We start from the raw sequence: 17,967 nt of genomic DNA, 5'->3' as shown, positions 1-17,967 counted from the left end.
GAAACCTGTCATTGCGTTCGCGTTAGCGTCTCGTAGAGAGGAGGAACGACGGAGCAATCGCAAAAACCACGGGATTATGTGATTACTTCGCTCCGCTCGTAATGACAATTTAAGGGGTCTATAACGCCTAAAACCCTTGCAGATAGTACTTGTGTGTACACCGTAGCTCCTACAGCAGAGACGGCTGAACCTTCCGCCTTTAGCATTGCGACTTCGGTTCCATCGAGCGAAGTCGAGATGCTCAATGCCAGCATTCTGATACCTTCTGCTCTAATATTTATCGCTGCGTTTCCATCACGATTATGATGAGTGCCGCAATGAGGACAAGTCCACTCGCGGATATCTAATGGAATCTCATTAACCTGATAGAAACAATTAGAGCAGAGTTTGGAGCTAGGAAACCACCTGTCAATCTCAACCAACTTCCCACCAATGCGTTCTAGCTTATAGGCTAAAAAATTGGTGAACGTCCCCCAACCAACATCAGATATTGCTTTCGCCAATTTATGGTTACAAACCATGCCTTTGATATGAAGATTCTCTACTATGACAGCTTGGCTATCGCTGACCAACTTATAACTAAGTTTATGTAGAAAATCTTGCCTGGAATTACTAACTCGTTCGTACACTTTGGCAACAACTTTACGGTATTTATTTCTTGATTTACTTCCTTTTTGTTTACGTGCTAATTTTTTCTGCCTCCGTTGCGATACGTTAAAAGAGTATTAGTTTTCTTGGCTGATTGGCGTTGCTAGTGATAAAATTCACATTATGCATTTTGATTTCATACTTGATGCTTTTTTGCGTTTGGGGACATGACTGCGCGATAATGCAGATTTCCCGTCAGATTAAGACTATTTTTGCCGAAATTCCGATTCAGCTTGATTTCAATGATGTTGTTTATACCGGATTTTGTGAAAAAATAACCGTAAAAATGTTCCTATAACTATACTTTCGCTACAAATACAATTTTACTTGGGATAAAAATATCATGACTTCTGCTGCTGAAACGCCAGTTAGCTCTGGCTCAAAATTGCAATTAAACCAAGATTCTCAACATACCCTAAATAACGATCCCCTGAAACAATCTCAGGGTGTATATGTAACGGTACATGGTCATTTTTACCAGCCACCAAGAGAAAATCCTTATTTAGATGCAATTGAACGCCAACCCAGTGCTGCACCTTTCCATGATTGGAATGAACGCATTCATTGGGAATGCTATCGCCCCAATGCCTTTGCCAGAGTGTTAAATGACCGCAACGAGTTGGTGGGGATCGTCAATAATTATGAATACATGAGCTTCAATATCGGTCCAACGCTGATGTCGTGGTTGGAACGTTATGATATGGAAGTTTATGAGCGAATTTTGGAGGCTGATGCGAAGAGTAGTGAAAGATTGCATGGTCATGGGAATGCGATCGCTCAAGTATACAATCACATCATCATGCCTCTGGCCAATGAACGAGATAAACATACCCAAATTCGCTGGGGTAAAGAAGATTTCAAATCCAGATTTGGCCGTGATCCCGAAGGTATCTGGCTGGCTGAAACTGCTGTGGATTATGCCACTCTACAAGCTTTAGTGGATGAGGATATTCGCTTTATTGTCCTCGCACCATCCCAAGCCCAACGCTGTCGCCCTCTAGGAACTCAAGACGATCCCCAACCTCAATGGCATGAAGTAGGTGGTAGTCAAATTGATCCCACCCGCCCCTATCGTTGTTATTTAAAACCATCCCTGAGTATTGCCTCTTCTCCGCTGAGTTCAACTAACGCGACTAACTCAGATAAAACAGAAGGTTTACCTTATATTGATATCTTCTTCTACGATGGCCCGATTTCGCGGGATATGGGTTTTAGTGATGTGGTTTATAATTCCCATCACTTTGCAGGTAGGGTGGGTGCAGCAGTGCGCGGGGATCATCGTCCAGCCCAGTTAATTTCTGTAGCGACTGATGGGGAAACCTTTGGACATCACAAAAAAGGAACTGAGAAAACCTTAGCTTATGCGTTTATTGACGAGTTTCCTCGTCACGGTTGGACGGTAACAAATTTTGCTCACTATTTGAGTTTAAATCCTCCCAATTGGGAAGTGGAATTAAAGTCAATTACAGCTTGGAGTTGCGCCCACGGTGTAGATAGATGGCAGGATGATTGTGGTTGTGGCGGAGAAGGCGGTGTCTGGCATCAACAATGGCGAAGACCGTTGCGGAATGCTTTAAACTGGCTACGGGATCAGTTAATTGAGGTGTATGAGGAATATGGCAGCAAATTATTTCGTGATCCCTGGTTAGCAAGGGATGAATATATTCAAATTTTGCGCGATCGCTCTCCAGCCAATGTTACTCGCTTTCTGTCCCATCATCAAACCCACAAACTAACAGCCACAGAACAAATAGATGCTTTGCGTTTATTAGAAATGCAGCGTCATGCTTTGTTCATGTTCACCAGTTGCGGCTGGTTTTTTGAAGAAATATCCCGCCCCGAAGGCACACAAATTCTCCGTTATGCCTCCCGTGCTTTAGAATTAGCTGGGGATGTCGCTGGTGTACAGTTAGAAAAAGGCTTCCTCAAACATTTGGGTTTAGCCCCTAGTAATGTTGAACAGTTTAAACATGGTGCAGAAATTTATCGTCAGTTGGTGCTAACTGCTCAAATTGGGTTTAAACAAGTTGCTGCCCATTACGCCATTACTTCCCTATTTAACAATCACAACAATGCACCTGCGTTACAGGATGGGGATCAACACCTCAAAACTTATCAAAAGCGCGTTTATTGCTATACCGCCCATGAACTAGATTATCAAATGCAACGTATGGGCGCGTTGAGTATGGCAGTAGGACAATTAAAGCTAGTGTCGGAAATTACTTGGGAAAGTGAAAATTTAGTGTTTGCGGTTCTGCATTTAGGCGGTTGGGATTTCCATTGCTGTATACAACCATTTACAGGCAGACGTGATTACACACACTTGAAAGAAAAGCTATTTGCATCCTTACAAAAAGCCAGCGCGGCTCACGCTATTTTAGTGATGACGCAACTTTTGGGGGATGAAGCCTTTAGTTTACAGAATTTATTTGCCGAAGAACGCCACCGGATTATGCGGCTGTTAAGTCAGGAAACACTAACAAGACTCGACCAATTGTATACCCAAGCATATCGTGAAAATTACGGTGTGATTATGGCGTTTCATCGGGATGAGTTAGAAGTTCCCCAAGAATTGCAGGTAGCAGCGGAGATTGCTTTAAGCTATCGCTGTATGATGACATTGCGATCGCTCGATCAAGATATTGCTGAACCGCAATTAAGTTGGAATCACATATCAGAATTAGAAGCGATCGCCACCGAGGCTAAAAATCTGCGTTGTCAGCTAAATATACCGGAAGGTAAGCAGATATTAGAACAGTTAATTGTGCGCTTTCTAGGACAACTTCTGCACGATGCGAATGGTTCTTTTGGTACAGATATCCAACGTTTAGAAAAACTCATTGATGTAGGATATCAGCTAAATCTAGGTATTTCTTTAGAAAAATCCCAAGAACTCTACTTTAGCTGTTTGCATAATCAAATAGTCCCCTTGTGTCTTAGCAATTTTAACAATCCAGCAGAAGCTAATCAGTGTAGTCAATTGTTAAAATTAGGACAAAAATTAGCAGTTGATGTCAGTATAATTTTGAAAAAGTTGGCTTAGAGGATGCTTTAAAAGTTCTTAATGTATAAATAAACCCCTCTCCAAACCTCTCCCCGATGCGGGGAGAGGCTTTGAAAACCCCATTTCCTTGTAGGGAAGGCTACGGTGTACACACAAGTCAAAAAAGTTGGATTTTTCATTGTTCTCTCGTTTATCTCGTTCCCATGCTCTGTATGGGAATGCTGCTCATTGAGGCTCTGCCTCCAATCTGGCATTGAGTCAGAGACTCAAAGAATGCATTCCCAGTCTCCGACTGGGAACGAGGAAAGTCTTATCAAGCTAGGTTTTTAGGACTTGTGTGTACACCGTAGGTAGGGAAGGGGGGCTAGGGGGGTGAGGTTTATTAGTGTAAGAGGCTTTCTTAGAGGGGGACTTAAACCCAAATTGTCGTGGCAAAAAGGCTTTATTCTTAATTAAAAATTTTCCCTTCTGCCTCCTGCCCTCTGCCTCGCCCGAAGGCTGTTAACTGAGATGGCAATGATACCAAAACATACATTAATCCCTTTTAACAGTGATTAAATCGACAACAATTAAAATCTCTATCCATTGCACAACCACACTTACAAATGTGCGTCTTTGTTGATAGAGATTTTTTGGCAATTTCACCACAAATATAGCGTTATTGGCTTGTATATTGGGATTAACGCCTCAGTGACTTTTTTGAAACTTTTCCCAAGTATTCAAGCCAAACACAAAAATAAATCCCCTTGCACCCTTATCTCTTCCTCAAACGTCTCAGTATTATTTGTAATTGTTGCAACTACACTCTATTTAGCTTAGACTTACGCAAGTGTCACAATCAATGCAAGATTTTAGGGTGTCTCAGACTCCATAATTTGGTAATAATCAACAGATTTTCGGCATCTGAGACACCCTACTAATATGCTAGTTGCGTAAGTCTTGTAGCTGATACAGCACTTTGCAAGTAAGGGTTAAATATTGTTATTTTTTTTCTAATTATAATTTAAAGGCTTAAGGATAAATACTGAGGCATTTTAAACCACACAAGAATACACTGTATTATTTATTGTTATCCGTTTCAGTGAAGAGTTTCTTCCCCTAAGGGACTTCCAAATAAAAAAACACTCAAACTCTTATTCCTCTGTGTCCTCTGCGCCTCTGCGGTTCGTTAATCTGGATAATTTATTTCTTGGAAGTCCCTAACGTAAGAATTCAGGAGTCAGGAGAAAGTAGAATATTTTTCTCATCTGTTAAGAGTTCTCTGCTATATCAAACATTCTGTATCCTGAATCCTTACCCCCTAACTCAATAATTTATTCTGCACAACTACTTATTTATGTCTTCCTTGTTTAAACCTTTACAATCAATTGATCTGAGACTAAAAATTTTAACATTAATAAGTATTTTAACTATTGTGATAACAATATTATTTATCAATACCAGTTTTAATCAAGATTATTCAAAAATAATTAGTAATAATATAGCCAAAACGACAAGTATTAATCAGGTAGATTCTAAAGGAAAATTTAAAGTTATTTATACTGCTTTACAGCGAAAGCATTCTATCGACAGACAACAGAGATTGCAAAAATATCAGTCATTTGAAAAACTAGCCAAAAAATTGAATGCAGTTTTAATCATGCCTAATGATGTCAAAATTATTTTGGGTGATTGTGGTGCTGTGAATGCCTATTATAAACCTTCTGAACATAGTATTACTATTTGCTATGAATTGATAGATAGGTTCACAGATGTATTTATGAACCACTATCAATCAAAGAGACTAAATATCAATCTATCTGAAGTAGTTAATAAAGTAAATCATCGGGTAGCAGGTACGACTATTTTTACTTTTTTTCATGAATTAGGACATACCTTGATCGATGAGTTAGATTTACCTGTAACTGGCAAAGAAGAAGATACTGTTGATGAATTTTCTACAATTTTTTTGTCAGAATGGGGACAAGAATACGCAGCTTTGGCATCTGCTATCCAGTTTGGATTATCTGGAAATCGGGAAATAGAAATTGTTAGTAAAAATTTATCTTTTTGGGATGAACATTCTTTGAATTACCAAAGATTTTATAATATTATCTGTTTGGTATATGGGAAAAATCCACAAGCATATGATGTTTTAGTAAAAAAAATAGGTATCCCTGCTCAAAGACAAACTACGTGCCGAATAGATTACGATAGGAAACTTAAAGCTTGGCGGACTTTACTAAGCCCTCACTTAAGAGCAGGTGTGAATTTATTGTAGGTTTAATTTAGAGCAGGCTTGCCGTGAGTTTCGACAAGTCTTACAGTGAGCTTACCAAACTGCTTTAAAAATTGCCTACCACTTAATTTTGCGTCAAGAGCCTTATCAAGATTTAGGAGGTGATTATTTCGATAAACAAAAACCAGAGGCGACAAAAAAACGTTTAGTTAAACGGTTGCAGAAACTGGGATATGAAGTTTCACTGACTGAACTAGACACTGCCTCGTCAACGATCGCCTGATTGAAACAACTTGCTGCCTTCTTGAGTTCAAATTGTCAAATACAGTCTGTACAGTCATTTTTGTTGATTAATTTCAGCGCCAATTATTTTCAAGTCAGGTAGGCATAAATAAACCTAGCTATGTAACGAAAAGTAAAAAGGCTGAAAACCTCGCGATCGCTCTTAGGACTTACGCACTCAGCCAAGTTGAGAACGGTAGAATAGGCGTTTCAACTTCTGGAGAGATTCTTCGCTGCGCTCAGAATGACAGTTTTCCGTTTCAGTGCGTGAGTCCTGTAAATATAAAATTTAGATGGAAAAGTAACCCATTTTCAGCCCTACCTAATTTCCTTCTAAATTCTTCATCTTTATTCCTCCGCTAGATAGATAAAATCTGATGTTTAGTTTCCTCAAATAGGGAAATAAAAGGAGCTAAATTCATGGAAACTACGGAACCGAATTCTACACCATTCCCGAATGTTCCACCAATTATTGAAAGTGATGATAGAGAATATCGGGATAGCGGAGTACCCAGTACAGTAGCGATCGCTGGACATCCCTTGCACCCCTTAAGTATAATTTTCCCTATCGCCTTTCTAGCAGCCGCTTTGGGTAGCGATTTTGGCTACTGGTTAACTCGTGATTTCTTTTGGGCTAGGGCTTCTCTGTGGTTAATCGGTTCGGGGTTAGTTACTGGTATCATTGCCTCAATAATTGGCATGAGCGATTTTTTGCAAATTGAACGAGTCCGCAAACGCTTCGCAGGCTGGGCGCATTTGATTCTCAACCTTTCTATTCTCATCTTCACAGCCCTCAACTTTTTTCTGCGTTTCGGGGATGCTGAGTTACGTATACTTCCTTGGGGTTTAGCTCTCTCCGTGCTGGTAGGGACATTAACGAGTATTACTGGTTGGTTTGGAGCAGAACTTTCTTATCGCCATAAAATCGGCGTAGTAGGTGCGGGCAGTACAAGATATCCCTAGTAACAATACCTTGTTGAAAAAGTGCTTCTAGGGTTTTTAATTGATTGATTATTTCTGCTTGAGTTGTCATTACTTTTTAATTTTAGAGCAGTCTAATATCCATGAGAGCGGTCATCAGTTGAGTGAGATACAAAAACCACACAGACACAAGCATTTTGTTTTTGATACCGAATATTTATAAGTAGTTAAAGAATTTTCAAGAAATCGGGGATCTCCTCTTAATAATGAATTTAAGGCGAAGGTGGGGGCGTTAGGTGCTAACCTAAAAGATGACATTGCTTGATCTCAGGTCGTTTACGACCCATTCTCAAAAATAGCTTCAATCATTTAGGCGCAGCATGGTCACCACCGCAGAAAAAACAAACATCGGTTACATTACTCAAATCATTGGTCCAGTCGTAGACGTTAAATTTCCCAGCGGGAAATTGCCTCAAATCTACAACGCTTTGACCATCAAAGGCACCAACGAAGCCGGACAGGAAATCAATCTCACCGTTGAAGTGCAGCAACTACTAGGCGACAACCAGGTAAGGGCTGTGGCTATGAGTACCACAGATGGCCTAGTGCGCGGTTTGGAAACTGTTGATACTGGCGCTCCCATCACCGTACCTGTAGGTAAAGTTACCTTAGGACGGATTTTCAACGTTTTGGGCGAACCCGTAGACAACCGGGGTCCTGTAAATGCTGAAGCAACTCTACCTATTCACCGTCCTGCTCCTAAATTCACAGATTTGGAAACCAATCCTTCTGTGTTTGAAACGGGGATTAAGGTTGTTGACTTGCTAACTCCCTATCGACGCGGTGGAAAAATCGGTCTGTTCGGTGGTGCGGGTGTTGGTAAAACCGTGATCATGATGGAATTGATCAACAACATCGCTACTCAACACGGTGGCGTGTCTGTGTTTGCAGGTGTGGGTGAGCGGACACGGGAAGGAAATGACCTCTACAACGAAATGATGGAATCTGGGGTTATCAATAAAGATAATCTCAATGAATCCAAGATTGCTCTAGTTTATGGTCAAATGAACGAGCCACCCGGAGCTAGAATGCGGGTTGGTTTGTCTGGTTTGACAATGGCTGAGTATTTCCGTGATGTCAACAAGCAAGACGTATTGCTGTTTGTTGATAACATTTTCCGGTTTGTACAAGCTGGTTCTGAAGTATCGGCGCTGTTGGGTCGGATGCCTTCTGCTGTAGGATATCAGCCTACATTGGGTACTGATGTAGGTGCGTTGCAAGAACGGATTACCTCGACTACAGAGGGTTCTATTACTTCTATTCAAGCTGTATATGTACCTGCGGATGACTTGACAGATCCCGCACCTGCAACTACATTTGCTCACTTGGATGGAACAACAGTATTGTCTCGTGGTTTAGCATCTAAGGGTATTTATCCTGCGGTTGATCCCCTGGGTTCTACTTCCACCATGCTTCAACCGAACATTGTTGGTGAAGACCACTACAACACTGCTCGTGCTGTACAATCAACCCTACAACGTTACAAAGAACTACAAGATATCATCGCTATTCTTGGTTTAGATGAATTGTCTGAAGAAGACCGTCTAATTGTGGCACGGGCGCGGAAAGTTGAGCGTTTCTTGTCTCAGCCATTCTTCGTAGCAGAAGTATTTACTGGTTCTCCTGGTAAGTATGTGAAGTTGGAAGACACCATTAAAGGATTCAAACAAATTCTGTCTGGTGAGTTGGATGCTTTACCAGAGCAAGCTTTCTACTTGGTAGGCGATATTAACGAAGCGATCGCTAAAGGTGAAAAGCTTAAAGGTTAATTAGGTAATGGGTAATCGGTGATGGGTAATGGGTAAGAAATTCTTGCCAATCACCAATTGCCTTTTTCCCAGTTACCAGTCACCCTTTCGCCAATTAGAAATTAACAATATGACCCTAACTGTTCGTGTAATTGCCCCAGATAAGACTGTTTGGGATGCCGCAGCTGAAGAAGTGATTTTACCTAGCACTACTGGGCAATTAGGTATCCTATCTGGACACGCACCGATGTTATCAGCCTTAGATACAGGTGTAATGCGTGTTCGTGCCAATAAAAATCAAGATTGGCAAGCGATCGCACTTTTGGGCGGTTTTGCTGAAGTTGATGAAGACGAAGTGACTATCTTGGTCAATGGTGCTGAACGTGGCGACAAAATTAACCTGGAAGAAGCCCGCACAGCTTACAACCAAGCCCAAACTGTTCTGAATCAAGTTCCCGCAGGCGACCGCCAAGCACAAATCCAGGCAACACAAGCCTTTAAACGCGCCCGCGCTCGTTTTCAAGCTGCCGGTGGTTTGGTCTAAAAACATTCAAATTGTCAGAGTAGGCATTTTGCCCAGTAGGGGTTTAACACTGTTAAACCCCTATTGTCTTTAAGAGAACTCCACAAAAAAGATGAACTGCTTGCAGCAGCGCTTCGCTATCCAATTTTATCAAATCAAAGCGACTTTTCTTCCCCCTGCTCCCTGCTCCCTGCCCCCCTGCCGTCACAACGACGGGATATTTTTTTAGTTGGAAGTCTCTAAGGTACATAGCAGAATTCCGGCTTTTTATTTATACTCAAAAAAATTACATCAAGTTTAAGAAAATAACCTCTGCCTTAGTGAAGTGATATCTTAAATGATTAATTGCCCAAAGGGGCAAAAATATGAAAAGCTTTCTATCTTCCTTTGGTAAGAGTAAACAAAATAAGTTTGTAAAGTTGACAGCATCGACTGTAGCAGCTTTAGCCTTAGCTAGTGGTATTAATGCCGCCAATGCGACAAGTATAAAAACGCCCACAGCAAAAGAAGTTATTTCCGCCTCAGTCCAGCCTAGTCAAACAGAACCTAACATCAACCAATTAACAAATAATAGACCTCAATATCAAGCAATGGGGCTAGAACCTTTTGCACTGATACCGCTGATTTTAGTCGGTGGTTTTGTGATTAGTGTTCCTCTGATATTTGGGGGACTGGTAGTTATCGGTGAGCGCGAAGTCGGAATTGTGGTGAAAAAATTCGCCCTAACAGGTAAAGGACTACCTGCTGGAAGATTAATAGCCCTCAACGGAGAAGCAGGTTTACAAGCAGATACCCTTGCACCTGGTTGGCATTGGGGACATTGGCCTTGGCAATACTCAATCAAAAAAGAGTCGATAATTGTTGTCCCCCAAGGTCAAATTGCGATGATTGTCGCCGCAGATGGCGCACAAAACCCACCAGAACGGATTTTAGGCAAAATTGTCGAATGTGACAACTTCCAAGATGCTCGTAAATTCTTGACTAAAGGTGGGGAAAAAGGTCGGCAAATGGGCTTTCTTACTGCTGGTAGTTACCGTATCAATACTGCTTTGTTCAAAGTGATTACAGCGGCTAACGCTAGTAGTCATGGCATGAGTGCAGAACAATTGAATGTATATAGTGTCAAATCTGATAAAGTCGGCATTGTCACCACTTTGGATGGGTTGCCCATTTCACCAGGGGAAATTGCTGGGTCTATGATTGAAGGACACGACAACTTCCAAAATGGTCAAAAATTTATTAATGGTGGTGGTAAAAGAGGTTTGCAAGAGCAGATTTTATTATCTGGTTCTTGGAACTTGAATCCCTGGTTTGTGCAGGTAGAACAAGTACCGATGACAGAAATACCCATTGGTTATGTAGGTGTGGTAATTTCTTTCGTGGGGCAAGAGCAAGAAGATATCAGCGGTGCAGCTTTCACTCACGGTAATTTGGTGCATCAGGGACATAAAGGCGTTTGGGTAGAACCTCTGTATCCTGGTAAACACCCAACTAACTCCCGGATTATGAAAATTGAGTTAGTACCAACGACGAACATAGTTTTAAATTGGTCAAGTCGGACAGAAAGACATAGCTATGATGAGAAGCTAGAATCTTTGACGGTGCGATCGCGTGATGGTTTCGCATTTGATTTGGAAGTAGCGCAGATTATTCATGTCGGTGCTTTAGATGCACCAAAGGTCATTTCCCGCGTTGGTGCAATGCAAAATTTGGTAGATCATGTCCTAGAACCAACCATTGGTAACTATTTCCGCAACTCTGCTCAAAACTGCACTGTACTCGACTTTTTAACAGCGCGCAGTGAACGCCAAACTGAAGCTGCTGAATTTATTAAGGCAGCTTTGCGTGCCTATGATGTACAAGCAATTGACACCTTAATTGGTGATATTCAACCACCTGCGGCCTTAATGCAGACACAGACAGACCGGAAAATTGCGGAAGAAGAACGCAAAACTTACGAAGTTCAGCAAATGGCGCAAACCCAACGCCAACAACTGGTACGGGAAACAGCCTTAGCTAATATTCAGCAAGAAATGGTCAAATCTGAGCAAAGTGTTCAAATTGCCGAACTTAAAGCCCAAGCTGCTATTAAAGAAGCCAATGGTGAAGCAGAAGCCACAAAACTCAAATCCATAGCGGAAGCCGATGGTATCCGGGCTACAGGTAACGCTAAAGCTGAAACTTACCGTACAGGTGTACAAGCTTTGGGTTCTCAGGGTTACACCGCCATGCAGTTAATGCAAATTATAGGCGATCGCAATGTGCGTCTCATTCCCGATGTCATGGTTGCTGGTAATAATGGCAATAGCAACGGTTTGGTAGATGGTTTACTGTCGATGATTTTATGGAATCAAACAGGCAAAACACATCAAGAAACCAAAATGCCTGTACCACCACCACCGCTGACTAAAATTGAACCAAATGATCACAATAATAATCCCCAATTAGTTGTGCAATCGCCAGTAGATAAAGTAGTTGGAGAAGGAGTCAGGAGTCAGTAGCCAGGCTTTGCTGTGAGCGTCAGCCGAACGGAGTCAGAATCAAGACGCTCGTTCCTCGCTAACGCTGCGCTATCGGTCGAGGATTGGGACTCGCAACTGATTGTAGACCACCAAATCTACGATTTGGTGTAGGGATCTTAAACCCGGTTATTCATCCGCCACTCGCACAGAATACCCAACTGAATTCTGACTCTTGAATTCTGTTCGATAAATAATATCTCGTTTGTAGAGATGTTTCAGGAAATATCTCTACAGATTAGATCCTGTTATTTTGTACAGAACTTAGGCAAAACATCACAAAATTAGAGGTAATTCATGAAATTGTTTTCATTGTCCATCCTCTAAATCTGTTGGTTCAGTAAGTATCATCAGTAGATCAAACTGATAGGTGTCAATCAATTTAGTTAAAGCAGCAATCAGCGAAGTTTGCTGAGGAGCAATTTGATCAATAAGATTGAAACATCTGAGATCATTACCTTGGGCTGCGGCAAAGTGTAATTCATCAATCCATTCAGTGGGCATAATAGCTAAGGCATTCCTGTCAAGAATGTAGTCATGTGTTTGAAACAATGAATTAGAGAGCGTCTTGACTGGAGTAGGTTTATATATATATTGCACCTGTAAATGCTTGGATAGGGTTTCCAGAATTTCTGCTTGACGGAATGGTTTGCTGACAAAATCGTCACAACCTGCGTCTAAGCTTTCCTGTCGCTGTTCAGTAAAAGCACTAGCAGTGAGAGCAATAATTTTTGTCGGGGTAGAAATTTGCCCGATTTCTAATTCTTTTTCTAGTTGACGAATTTGCCGGGTAGCTTCATAGCCATCAACAATCGGCATATGCATATCCATAAAAATGAGGTGAGGTTGCCATTGCTGCCAGAGTGCGATCGCAATTTGTCCATTTTCAGCTTCCTGCACTTCAAAATCGAAATTGAGCAAAAATTGTTTGAGCAGCAAACGATTGGTAGGATAATCTTCGACAATCAGAATACGATAGGTTGTTTGCCCAGGAACAATCATACTGACTGTTTCATTAATAGGGCATAAGCCAGAGGTGGTAAATTCTTTAACCAAACCTGCCTGGATATGAAACTGAAAACGACTACCTTTACCTAATTCACTATATACATTAATTTCTCCACCCATCAACTGCACAAACTTTTGACTGATTCGTAAACCTAAACCTGTTCCTTCTTTGGATTTTTGACCGGCTTGTGTTTGCTGAAATGCCTGAAATAAATCACCAAGTTCTTCTGAAGCAATACCAGGACCGGTGTCTTCAACTTCAAATAAAAGAATATTATCTTTTTCCCCTTCCTCCTTTTCTCCCACAGATAATTCCTGATTACTAACTCGCAAGGATACACTTCCTTTTTCGGTGAACTTGATGGCATTGCCTAACAGGTTAATGAGTACCTGACGCAGTTTGTTTTCATCAGTTTTGATGTACTGAGGTACAGTAACATCATAGTCAAAAATCAGTTGTAAGCCTTTGGATTTTGATTTCAGTTGCAACATAGATATTAAACTATGCAGCATTTGGTGCAAATCAAACTCTGTTTTGTAGAGTGAAATCCTGCCAGCTTCAATTTTCGACATCTCTAGCACATCATTAATCAGTGCTAACAGGTGTTCACCACTTTGGTTAATGATTTCTATATACTGCTGATGATCAATAGTTAGGGACTGATCTTGTTGCATCAACTGAGTAAAGCCAAGAATGGCATTGAGGGGGGTACGCAGTTCATGACTCATATTCGCCAAAAATTCACTTTTAGCCCGATTCGCAGCATCAGCTACTTCTTTAGCCCGTTTCAGTTCCTCTGCCTGTTCCTGGGTTTGGGCAAGTAGTTCTGCTTGTTGTACCGCTACCCCTAATTGATTGCTAATTTGGGTGACAATGCCGATTTCTGCCTGTTGCCAGTTGCGAGGACTACTATTTTGATAAACTGCTAACAAGCCCCATAGTTTTTGTCTACAGAAGATGGGAGTAATGATATAAGCTCGTGCTTGCAATTTTCCTAGAAGATTGAGATAGCAAGAATTAAATCCGGCTTTGTCGATATCGTTAACGCAGCAATAGCTTTTTTGACTATAAATGCCACCTTGACTGGACTGTAAATAGGTATCATGGCTCAAAACATCTGTAGTACTTAGTTTAGTCGTGACACAATCGGTTTGTTCTACAGCTATTTGGGTAAGTTCGAGATCATTTGCCCGTCTGGGAAGTAAGATATTCCAACGTTCATTTACCGACTCAGAAACTAATTCCCCACTCCAATCTGGTTGGAAGCGATAAATCAAAACGCGATCGCAATCTATAGTTTGTCGTAATTCTGTGGTTGTGACATTGAAAATTGATTCCAGATTCAGGGTTTGACGCATTTGCAGGATAACGCGGGTGGTTGCCTGTTCTTGCTCTGCCATTACCCTCATAGCCCCTTCTGCCGCAATCCGTTCGCTAATTTCACTTTCTAGAGCGTTATTAGCTCTAATAAGTTCAGTTGTGCGCTCCACAACTCGAAATTCTAGTTCCTCATACGCTTGGTGTTTTTCTTCTTCTGCCCATTTGCGTTGCAGTTCAGTCGAAGCTCGTGCGGCAAATACAGTCAGGAGTGCTTTGGTGCGTTCATCTGCCAAAAAGGGTTTAACATCGACAACACAAAGGTTGCCAATCACATTTTGATTGATATCGACCAAAGGCACACCCAGGTAGCTTTCTGCATCCAATGTCTCAATCAATGAGTTTTTAGGAAAAATCTGCTGTAAGCCACTGGGATAAAAACGCAGCGAATTCTTCTGCACTACATCTTTGCAAGGAGTGTTAATTAATTCATAGTCAAAGTTTTCTGCTAGATGATCTTCATACCAAACATTAATACTTCGGAGCTTTTGTAAGGAGTTGTCAACTGTTTCAAATACCATCGCGTAGGCAACATTTAAAGCTGTGGCTAGGTTCTCTACCAAGGCAGGAAAAAAATCGTTTCCAGTCACAGAGGCAGTTGCTGCCACAATCATTTGCATGATTTCTTCGGTACGTTGCCGTTCTGCTACTTGCTTTTCTAATTCCTGGCTGATAGCTTCTAGCTGTGCTGGTGTTTTTAATGCCAAAAATTGCGGCAAGATTTCTATTAGTTGTAAGGCCAGATAACAAGAAATGACGGCAGTCAGAGCGCGTTCAATGCCGGAAATCCAGTAGTCTGGATGCCAAAGCGTCCAAATGTCGAGCAGGTGTCCGATACCACAGAGGATGATAAATGTCCCAAATAAGACAAAAACTTTGGAGAAGAGAACATCACTCTGCTTGCGGACAAAGTAAATCAGCATCACCGAAATTGAAAAATAAGCGATCGCAATTAATGCATCACTTACTAAATGCAAACCCACAAGAGGAGTTTGCCATAGATAGCAATTCCCATGCGGCATATAGTAATTAGACGCTAAAATCTTTGGGAATAATGTCAATATTACTTGCATGATTGAACCTTGCTGCTCTAAATTTATTAGGCATAAACACTAATAAAAATTCAGTATTAAATTTGTATACTAACCTTTTATCCTCCCTGAGATAGAGAATTTAAGGCAATAGGTAAAATATATTACATTGTCATAAAGACAACGATATACAAAAATTTAGATAGAGGATCTCGTCCCTAGTTGACAATTTAATAAATAGAACCAGACAAATATAGAAAAACTTTGACTATTTTTCGTTATTAAAAAACGGTAATTTATCGAACAGAATTCAGGAATCTGGAGTCAGAACGCTGCTCAACGCCCCGCTACCGCTAACAGAATGAATTTTGATCGTAATAGTTTTTTCGGGTTTAAACAACTAAGTGAAAATCGCGTTTGGCGAGAGTGTGTAAACTTACGAAAATATAACTGCTGCTATATAAAACCTAGACAAGAAAATCAAACTGGGGAAAAGGTGACTGGGGAGGATGGGAAGATCAGGAGAATAACGTTCTAGCTATATTCCTGTCTGTCACCTCTTACCTCTCCACCTGCCACCTTTTTCCTGCCTCCAATCACCAATTAGCGATTACTAAAAGGATCAAGCACTACCGGTGAAGGCAACTTCTGGGAATTTCAACTGGGCTTCGGCCATGGGACGGTTTCTGCCTTCTTCTTGCCAGTAGTTGATTACTTCTGTGGCTTTGTTGAGCAACTCAACGCGGTCAACGTCTGTAATCCAGTGTTTGGATTCTAACTCTTTTTTTAATTCTTCCCAGGCATCATTTCTGGGCCAGAAAAAATATTTGGTCAAAGGACTAGTACCTTTACCAACAACCTGATCAACTGCTAGAGCGACGTTCTCATCTAACCAGAGAATTTTTAAAATGAACTTGGTCAATTACACCTCCGGGAAAAATCCGGCTATTACTTACTAAGTTAGCGATGCCTGCGGCAACCTACACCGAGGCTTATTTTAACGCAAAATCTGACCAATTGACCAGCCCTTTGGGACGGTAACAGGATGGAACCGATAAGGAATATTTATGCCTTATGATTAATTTTATTGCCCATCACAGAGCGATCAATGATTAAAATAATCTGTATTTTTTTAAGTTTGTTAATTATGTTTGGCTGGGGTACACCAGTAATGGCACAATCCTCAACAGGGAATACTACCCCAGAAGAGTTACAACAAGGGGATGAGTTAGCAACTAAGGCATTTGCAGCTACAAATCAAGGTGATTTTGCTACGGCTGAAAGCTATTGGACAGAGATTATTGAAAAGTTTCCTACTAATGCGGGTGCTTGGAGTAATCGGGGTAATTCCCGCGTTAGCCAGAATAAATTGGCAGCAGCACTGACAGATTACAACAAAGCTGTAGAATTAGCACCAAATGTCACAGACCCTTATTTAAATCGAGGGACAGCATTAGAAGGTTTGGGGAGATGGGAAGAAGCGATCGCAGATTATAATTATGTGCTAGAACTAGACCCTAATGACGCAATGGCTTACAACAATCGGGGTAACGCCAAAACAGGGTTAGGAAAATGGGAAGATGCGATCGCAGATTACCAAAAAGCCACAGAAATCGCTCCCAATTTTGCCTTTGCTAGAGCTAATTATGCCCTAGCTTTATATGAAACTAATCAAATAGACAAAGCTATCCGGGAAATGCGAAATATAGTCCGTAAATATCCTAAATTCGCTGATATGCGTGCCGCCTTAACAGCTGCATACTGGGTAAGTGGACAAAAAGGCGAAGCTGAAAGCAACTGGGTAGCAGCTTATGGACTTGATACCCGCTATAAAGATATGAACTGGGTGCAAAATATCCGTCGTTGGCCTCCCAGTATGGTAGCAGCCTTGGATAAATTTCTGAAATTACAGTAAATGGATTTGCTATTACAGCAGAATTCAGGAGTCAGGAGTCAGAAGTAAAACTGGCTTTGTGTATAGGTTTCAATTTAGATTTTGTACCTCCTAACTACGCAAACTGCCGTAATTCTTGTTGATAGTATTCTACTATACAGTTTTATCCATACTGAATGCGATGCCTGCATCGCACTCCAATACAAATTTTAACTAACCCCTTTCAATCTCCACAAACTTAAACTTAAAGCCATTTTCCTGCAAATGTTCTTCTTTGGTTACTTTACCGAAATCTGCAAACTCAGGAAAATATATATCTCCCTCAAAATTACCTTCCACAATTGTCAAATAAAGCTTATCCGCAAATTTGATCGCCTCAGTATAAATCTCTCCACCACCAGCAATAAATATCTCCTCTGTTTCACTCATTTTAGCCCATTCAACTGCCTCCAAAAGTGAATGGAAAATAACACAACCAGGAGCTTGATAATCAAGATTTCTGGTAACAATTATATTTGTACGATTTGGCAGCGGTTGATAAAAAGTAGAATAAGTTCTCCGACCCATAATCACAGGATGCCGCCAGGTAATTTCTTGAAAATGATGTCCATCTGTGGGAATATTCCAAGGAATACCCACATGAATATGTTCCTTTGTTGAGTCAGCTAAAATCCGATTTTCAGAAATAGCTGCAATGAGGCTAATTAGAGGCATATAACACTATCCTTATTTT

Annotated in this window: 11 protein-coding genes and 1 pseudogene; 8 read left to right on the top strand and 4 right to left on the bottom strand. The window is 41.0% G+C overall.

What is annotated here, in order from left to right:
• Positions 1 to 74 precede the first annotated feature (74 nt).
• Positions 75 to 707: pseudogene (locus ACSQ6I_RS05705) on the bottom strand (RNA-guided endonuclease TnpB family protein); the annotation flags it as partial.
• A 284-nt stretch (positions 708 to 991) separates the two neighbouring features.
• Here ACSQ6I_RS05705 and ACSQ6I_RS05700 point away from each other — a divergent pair.
• The 7 genes from ACSQ6I_RS05700 to ACSQ6I_RS05670 all read left to right on the top strand — a co-directional run bounded on the left by ACSQ6I_RS05700 (position 992) and on the right by ACSQ6I_RS05670 (position 11,905).
• Positions 992 to 3,691: a DUF3536 domain-containing protein gene (locus ACSQ6I_RS05700; RefSeq protein ID WP_438889402.1), complete on the top strand. Its 2,700-nt coding sequence runs from the start codon at positions 992 to 994 to the stop codon at positions 3,689 to 3,691.
• A gap of 1,297 nt (positions 3,692 to 4,988) precedes the next feature.
• Positions 4,989 to 5,912, top strand: a complete 924-nt coding sequence (locus ACSQ6I_RS05695) for a DUF4344 domain-containing metallopeptidase (protein WP_438889401.1) — start codon at positions 4,989 to 4,991, stop codon at positions 5,910 to 5,912.
• A gap of 88 nt (positions 5,913 to 6,000) precedes the next feature.
• A complete protein-coding gene (locus ACSQ6I_RS05690) occupies positions 6,001 to 6,153 on the top strand; it encodes a hypothetical protein (protein WP_438889399.1) in 153 nt (50 codons plus the stop codon).
• A gap of 419 nt (positions 6,154 to 6,572) precedes the next feature.
• A complete protein-coding gene (locus tag ACSQ6I_RS05685) occupies positions 6,573 to 7,115 on the top strand; it encodes a DUF2231 domain-containing protein (protein ID WP_438889398.1) in 543 nt (180 codons plus the stop codon).
• Between the two features lie 338 nt (positions 7,116 to 7,453).
• The gene (gene atpD / locus ACSQ6I_RS05680) at positions 7,454 to 8,902 is read left to right on the top strand and encodes a F0F1 ATP synthase subunit beta (RefSeq protein WP_015212783.1); all 1,449 of its coding nucleotides are present in this window, start codon (positions 7,454 to 7,456) and stop codon (positions 8,900 to 8,902) included.
• 109 nt (positions 8,903 to 9,011) lie between these two features.
• A complete protein-coding gene (gene atpC / locus ACSQ6I_RS05675) occupies positions 9,012 to 9,425 on the top strand; it encodes an ATP synthase F1 subunit epsilon (RefSeq protein ID WP_438889397.1) in 414 nt (137 codons plus the stop codon).
• A 344-nt stretch (positions 9,426 to 9,769) separates the two neighbouring features.
• Positions 9,770 to 11,905 (top strand): SPFH domain-containing protein, encoded by a 2,136-nt coding sequence (locus ACSQ6I_RS05670; protein ID WP_438889396.1) that lies wholly within the window; start codon positions 9,770 to 9,772, stop codon positions 11,903 to 11,905.
• Positions 11,906 to 12,232: 327 nt separating this feature from the next.
• Here ACSQ6I_RS05670 and ACSQ6I_RS05665 read toward each other — a convergent pair whose 3' ends face one another.
• Together ACSQ6I_RS05665 and ACSQ6I_RS05660 are read right to left on the bottom strand one after the other, a co-directional pair.
• Entirely contained in the window at positions 12,233 to 15,382 is a 3,150-nt protein-coding gene (locus ACSQ6I_RS05665) for a GAF domain-containing protein (protein WP_438889395.1), read from the bottom strand.
• Positions 15,383 to 15,962: 580 nt separating this feature from the next.
• A complete protein-coding gene (locus ACSQ6I_RS05660) occupies positions 15,963 to 16,262 on the bottom strand; it encodes a 30S ribosomal protein PSRP-3 (protein ID WP_013190996.1) in 300 nt (99 codons plus the stop codon).
• A gap of 186 nt (positions 16,263 to 16,448) precedes the next feature.
• On the opposite strand from ACSQ6I_RS05660, the gene ACSQ6I_RS05655 reads away from it, so the two are divergent.
• Positions 16,449 to 17,255 carry a tetratricopeptide repeat protein gene (locus ACSQ6I_RS05655; RefSeq protein ID WP_438889394.1) on the top strand — a complete coding sequence of 269 codons (807 nt, stop codon included), beginning with the start codon at positions 16,449 to 16,451 and terminating at the stop codon, positions 17,253 to 17,255.
• A gap of 192 nt (positions 17,256 to 17,447) precedes the next feature.
• Here the strand turns inward: ACSQ6I_RS05655 and ACSQ6I_RS05650 are convergent, their stop codons facing one another.
• Positions 17,448 to 17,948, bottom strand: a complete 501-nt coding sequence (locus ACSQ6I_RS05650) for a dihydrofolate reductase (protein ID WP_438889392.1) — start codon at positions 17,946 to 17,948, stop codon at positions 17,448 to 17,450.
• Between the last annotated feature and the right edge of the window lie 19 nt (positions 17,949 to 17,967).

The sequence above is a fragment of the Anabaena sp. WFMT genome, from assembly GCF_051781005.1.
GTDB lineage: Bacteria > Cyanobacteriota > Cyanobacteriia > Cyanobacteriales > Nostocaceae > Anabaena.
Note: the sequence above shows the minus strand (reverse complement) of the source record. Positions and strands in the feature narration are given on the sequence as shown.

What these genes read in the sequence shown, in the direction of transcription:
- ACSQ6I_RS05655 (WP_438889394.1), top strand. Translation starts at nt 16,449, where the DNA reads ATGATTAAAATAATCTGTATTTTTTTAAGTTTGTTAATTATGTTTGGC.
- ACSQ6I_RS05650 (WP_438889392.1), bottom strand. Translation starts at nt 17,948, where the DNA reads ATGCCTCTAATTAGCCTCATTGCAGCTATTTCTGAAAATCGGATTTTA.
- atpD (WP_015212783.1), top strand. Translation starts at nt 7,454, where the DNA reads ATGGTCACCACCGCAGAAAAAACAAACATCGGTTACATTACTCAAATC.
- atpC (WP_438889397.1), top strand. Translation starts at nt 9,012, where the DNA reads ATGACCCTAACTGTTCGTGTAATTGCCCCAGATAAGACTGTTTGGGAT.
- ACSQ6I_RS05665 (WP_438889395.1), bottom strand. Translation starts at nt 15,382, where the DNA reads ATGCAAGTAATATTGACATTATTCCCAAAGATTTTAGCGTCTAATTAC.
- ACSQ6I_RS05670 (WP_438889396.1), top strand. Translation starts at nt 9,770, where the DNA reads ATGAAAAGCTTTCTATCTTCCTTTGGTAAGAGTAAACAAAATAAGTTT.
- ACSQ6I_RS05685 (WP_438889398.1), top strand. Translation starts at nt 6,573, where the DNA reads ATGGAAACTACGGAACCGAATTCTACACCATTCCCGAATGTTCCACCA.
- ACSQ6I_RS05700 (WP_438889402.1), top strand. Translation starts at nt 992, where the DNA reads ATGACTTCTGCTGCTGAAACGCCAGTTAGCTCTGGCTCAAAATTGCAA.
- ACSQ6I_RS05695 (WP_438889401.1), top strand. Translation starts at nt 4,989, where the DNA reads ATGTCTTCCTTGTTTAAACCTTTACAATCAATTGATCTGAGACTAAAA.